Here is a 5928-nt window from a genome sequence, read left to right as displayed (position 1 = left end):
TGCCTGGCGACGTCCTACTCTCACAAGGGGACAGCCCCTAACTACCATCGGCGCTGAGAAGCTTAACTTCCGTGTTCGGTATGGGAACGGGTGTGACCTTCTCGCCATCGTCACCAGACTATTTGGTTTGAGGTTTGTTCCCTCAAAACTAGATAACTTGACAAGCATCTTTTAAATTGGTTAAGTCCTCGATCGATTAGTATCAGTCAGCTCCACATGTCACCACGCTTCCACCTCTGACCTATCAACCTGATCATCTTTCAGGGATCTTACTAGCTTGCGCTATGGGAAATCTCATCTTGAGGGGGGCTTCATGCTTAGATGCTTTCAGCACTTATCCCTTCCGCACATAGCTACCCAGCGATGCTCTTGGCAGAACAACTGGTACACCAGCGGTGCGTCCATCCCGGTCCTCTCGTACTAAGGACAGCTCCTCTCAAATTTCCTACGCCCACGACGGATAGGGACCGAACTGTCTCACGACGTTCTGAACCCAGCTCGCGTACCGCTTTAATGGGCGAACAGCCCAACCCTTGGGACCGACTACAGCCCCAGGATGCGATGAGCCGACATCGAGGTGCCAAACCTCCCCGTCGATGTGGACTCTTGGGGGAGATAAGCCTGTTATCCCCGGGGTAGCTTTTATCCGTTGAGCGATGGCCCTTCCATGCGGAACCACCGGATCACTAAGCCCGACTTTCGTCCCTGCTCGACTTGTAGGTCTCGCAGTCAAGCTCCCTTGTGCCTTTACACTCTACGAATGATTTCCAACCATTCTGAGGGAACCTTTGGGCGCCTCCGTTACTCTTTAGGAGGCGACCGCCCCAGTCAAACTGCCCACCTGACACTGTCTCCCACCCCGATCAGGGGTGCGGGTTAGAATTTCAATACAGCCAGAGTAGTATCCCACCGACGCCTCCACCGAAGCTAGCGCTCCGGTTTCCACGGCTCCTACCTATCCTGTACAAGCTGTACCAAAATTCAATATCAGGCTACAGTAAAGCTCCACGGGGTCTTTCCGTCCTGTCGCGGGTAACCTGCATCTTCACAGGTACTATAATTTCACCGAGTCTCTCGTTGAGACAGTGCCCAGATCGTTACGCCTTTCGTGCGGGTCGGAACTTACCCGACAAGGAATTTCGCTACCTTAGGACCGTTATAGTTACGGCCGCCGTTTACTGGGGCTTCAATTCAAAGCTTCGCTTGCGCTAACCTCTCCTCTTAACCTTCCAGCACCGGGCAGGCGTCAGCCCCTATACTTCGCCTTGCGGCTTCGCAGAGACCTGTGTTTTTGCTAAACAGTCGCCTGGGCCTATTCACTGCGGCTCTTCAGGGCTATGCACCCTAAAAAGCACCCCTTCTCCCGAAGTTACGGGGTCATTTTGCCGAGTTCCTTAACGAGAGTTCTCTCGCTCACCTTAGGATTCTCTCCTCGCCTACCTGTGTCGGTTTGCGGTACGGGCACCTACTACCTCGCTAGAAGCTTTTCTTGGCAGTGTGGAATCAGGAACTTCGGTACTATATTTCCCTCGCCATCACAGCTCAGCTTACACGAGAAACGGATTTGCCAATTTCTCTGCCTAACTGCTTGGACGCGCATATCCAACAGCGCGCTTACCCTATCCTCCTGCGTCCCTCCATCGCTCAAACGGTAATGAGGTGGTACAGGAATATCAACCTGTTGTCCATCGCCTACGCCTTTCGGCCTCGGCTTAGGTCCCGACTAACCCTGAGAGGACGAGCCTTCCTCAGGAAACCTTAGGCATTCGGTGGATGGGATTCTCACCCATCTTTCGCTACTCATACCGGCATTCTCACTTCTAAGCGCTCCACCAGTCCTTACGGTCTAGCTTCAACGCCCTTAGAACGCTCTCCTACCGCGGACACGTAAGTGTCCACCCACAGCTTCGGTGATACGTTTAGCCCCGGTACATTTTCGGCGCGGAGTCACTCGACCAGTGAGCTATTACGCACTCTTTAAATGGTGGCTGCTTCTAAGCCAACATCCTGGTTGTCTAAGCAACTCCACATCCTTTTCCACTTAACGTATACTTTGGGACCTTAGCTGGTGGTCTGGGCTGTTTCCCTTTTGACTACGGATCTTATCACTCGCAGTCTGACTCCCACGCATAAGTACTTGGCATTCGGAGTTTGTCTGAATTCGGTAACCCGATGAGGGCCCCTAGTCCAAACAGTGCTCTACCTCCAAGACTCTTGATCGTGAGGCTAGCCCTAAAGCTATTTCGGAGAGAACCAGCTATCTCCAAGTTCGATTGGAATTTCTCCGCTACCCACACCTCATCCCCGCACTTTTCAACGTGCGTGGGTTCGGGCCTCCATCCAGTGTTACCTGGACTTCACCCTGGACATGGGTAGATCACCTGGTTTCGGGTCTACGACCACATACTCATTCGCCCTATTCAGACTCGCTTTCGCTGCGGCTCCGTCTATTCAACTTAACCTCGCATGTAATCGTAACTCGCCGGTTCATTCTACAAAAGGCACGCCATCACCCATAAAAGGGCTTTGACTACTTGTAGGCACACGGTTTCAGGTTCTCTTTCACTCCCCTTCCGGGGTGCTTTTCACCTTTCCCTCACGGTACTGGTTCACTATCGGTCACTAGGGAGTATTTAGCCTTGGGAGATGGTCCTCCCAGCTTCCGACGGGATTTCTCGTGTCCCGCCGTACTCAGGATCCACTCAAGAGAGAATGAAGTTTCAACTACAGGGTTTTTACCTTCTCTGACCAGCCTTTCCAGGCTTGTTCGTTTACCTCATTCTTTTGTAACTCCGTATAGAGTGTCCTACAACCCCAAGAGGCAAGCCTCTTGGTTTGGGCTAATCCCGTTTCGCTCGCCGCTACTCAGGGAATCGCGTTTGCTTTCTCTTCCTCCGGGTACTTAGATGTTTCAGTTCCCCGGGTCTGCCTTCATTACCCTATGTATTCAGGTAAAGATTCCATCCGATTAAAGATGGAGGGTTTCCCCATTCGGAAATCTCTGGATCAAAGCTTACTTACAGCTCCCCAAAGCATATCGGAGTTAGTCCCGTCCTTCATCGGCTCCTAGTGCCAAGGCATCCACCGTGCGCCCTTATTAACTTAACCATCAGTTAATGTTAAAAAAGAACTTACTTGTTTAAAAATGATGTCTTGTCAAATTTGTTATCTAGTTTTCAAGGAACAAAGTTTCGAGAGATAATTCTCTCAAAACTAAACAAAGTCAGAAAACGTCTTTTTATTGAAGTATCAAGTACTTCTTTTCATCCTTAGAAAGGAGGTGATCCAGCCGCACCTTCCGATACGGCTACCTTGTTACGACTTCACCCCAATCATCTGTCCCACCTTAGGCGGCTGGCTCCTAGGACAAAACTTAACTTCCTATACTTATAATAAGAGGTTAAGTTTTGTCCCNGACGGGATTTCTCGTGTCCCGCCGTACTCAGGATCCACTCAAGAGAGAATGAAGTTTCAACTACAGGGTTTTTACCTTCTCTGACCAGCCTTTCCAGGCTTGTTCGTTTACCTCATTCTTTTGTAACTCCGTATAGAGTGTCCTACAACCCCAAGAGGCAAGCCTCTTGGTTTGGGCTAATCCCGTTTCGCTCGCCGCTACTCAGGGAATCGCGTTTGCTTTCTCTTCCTCCGGGTACTTAGATGTTTCAGTTCCCCGGGTCTGCCTTCATTACCCTATGTATTCAGGTAAAGATTCCATCCGATTAAAGATGGAGGGTTTCCCCATTCGGAAATCTCTGGATCAAAGCTTACTTACAGCTCCCCAAAGCATATCGGAGTTAGTCCCGTCCTTCATCGGCTCCTAGTGCCAAGGCATCCACCGTGCGCCCTTATTAACTTAACCATCAGTTAATGTTAAAAAAGAACTTACTTGTTTAAAAATGATGTCTTGTCAAATTTGTTATCTAGTTTTCAAGGAACAAGGCCACGGATTTCAATCACATCATGATTGACTTCCTGACTATTCTTCATGCAGCCTTGCGACGAGCTAAGGAAACACTTCCTCGAATCACTGCGGCGCAGGAGCAAAGAAATTCAAAACAAAGAAAGTCTTAAAAGAAAGCCCTTCAACGTTTGAATATGCATGATAAAACTTGAGAGATAATTCTCTCAAAACTAAACAAAGTCAGAAAACGTCTTTTTATTGAAGTATCAAGTACTTCTTTTCATCCTTAGAAAGGAGGTGATCCAGCCGCACCTTCCGATACGGCTACCTTGTTACGACTTCACCCCAATCATCTGTCCCACCTTAGGCGGCTGGCTCCAAAAGGTTACCCCACCGACTTCGGGTGTTACAAACTCTCGTGGTGTGACGGGCGGTGTGTACAAGGCCCGGGAACGTATTCACCGCGGCATGCTGATCCGCGATTACTAGCGATTCCGGCTTCATGCAGGCGAGTTGCAGCCTGCAATCCGAACTGAGAATGGTTTTATGGGATTGGCTAAACCTCGCGGTCTCGCAGCCCTTTGTACCATCCATTGTAGCACGTGTGTAGCCCAGGTCATAAGGGGCATGATGATTTGACGTCATCCCCACCTTCCTCCGGTTTGTCACCGGCAGTCACCTTAGAGTGCCCAACTGAATGCTGGCAACTAAGATCAAGGGTTGCGCTCGTTGCGGGACTTAACCCAACATCTCACGACACGAGCTGACGACAACCATGCACCACCTGTCACTCTGTCCCCCGAAGGGGAACGTCCTATCTCTAGGAGTGTCAGAGGATGTCAAGACCTGGTAAGGTTCTTCGCGTTGCTTCGAATTAAACCACATGCTCCACCGCTTGTGCGGGCCCCCGTCAATTCCTTTGAGTTTCAGCCTTGCGGCCGTACTCCCCAGGCGGAGTGCTTAATGCGTTTGCTGCAGCACTAAAGGGCGGAAACCCTCTAACACTTAGCACTCATCGTTTACGGCGTGGACTACCAGGGTATCTAATCCTGTTTGCTCCCCACGCTTTCGCGCCTCAGCGTCAGTTACAGACCAAAGAGTCGCCTTCGCCACTGGTGTTCCTCCACATCTCTACGCATTTCACCGCTACACGTGGAATTCCACTCTTCTCTTCTGCACTCAAGTCTCCCAGTTTCCAATGACCCTCCCCGGTTGAGCCGGGGGCTTTCACATCAGACTTAAGAGACCGCCTGCGCGCGCTTTACGCCCAATAATTCCGGACAACGCTTGCCACCTACGTATTACCGCGGCTGCTGGCACGTAGTTAGCCGTGGCTTTCTGGTTAGGTACCGTCAAGGTACCGGCAGTTACTCCGATACTTGTTCTTCCCTAACAACAGAGTTTTACGATCCGAAAACCTTCATCACTCACGCGGCGTTGCTCCGTCAGACTTTCGTCCATTGCGGAAGATTCCCTACTGCTGCCTCCCGTAGGAGTCTGGGCCGTGTCTCAGTCCCAGTGTGGCCGATCACCCTCTCAGGTCGGCTACGCATCGTCGCCTTGGTGAGCCGTTACCTCACCAACTAGCTAATGCGCCGCGGGCCCATCTGTAAGTGATAGCGTAAACCATCTTTCAGTTTCTCCTCATGAGAGGAGAAACATTATCCGGTATTAGCTCCGGTTTCCCGAAGTTATCCCAGTCTTACAGGCAGGTTGCCCACGTGTTACTCACCCGTCCGCCGCTAACTTTTAAAAGCAAGCTTTTAAAAGTCCGCTCGACTTGCATGTATTAGGCACGCCGCCAGCGTTCGTCCTGAGCCAGGATCAAACTCTCCAAAAAAGAGTAAGATTAGCTCTTAAATAAATCTAAAATTAAAACGTTGACGTTTCTGCTTTGTTTAGTTTTCAAAGAACTATTTTTTCGATCTCCGCCGAAGCGACGACAAAATTAATTGTAACATCTAACTTCGTAGAAGTCAACTTCTTTTTTTAAAATCTTTTTTTATTTAAGATAAAAAAGATTGTAG

3 rRNA genes are annotated in these 5928 nt (G+C 50.0%); all 3 read right to left on the bottom strand.

Annotation, left to right across the window (positions count from 1 at the left end):
- Nucleotide 1: 1 nt before the first annotated feature.
- Nucleotides 2-118 (bottom strand): 5S ribosomal RNA (gene rrf, locus CZ487_RS04785).
- Between the two features lie 58 nt (nt 119-176).
- A 23S ribosomal RNA gene (locus CZ487_RS04780) occupies nt 177-3108 on the bottom strand.
- A gap of 1083 nt (nt 3109-4191) precedes the next feature.
- Nucleotides 4192-5741, bottom strand: a 16S ribosomal RNA gene (locus tag CZ487_RS04775).
- The 16S, 23S and 5S rRNA genes sit together here, the layout of an rRNA operon.
- Between the last annotated feature and the right edge of the window lie 187 nt (nt 5742-5928).

It is taken from the genome of Robertmurraya dakarensis (assembly GCF_900156875.1).
Lineage (GTDB): Bacteria > Bacillota > Bacilli > Bacillales > Cytobacillaceae > Robertmurraya > Robertmurraya dakarensis.
Note: the sequence above shows the minus strand (reverse complement) of the source record. Positions and strands in the feature narration are given on the sequence as shown.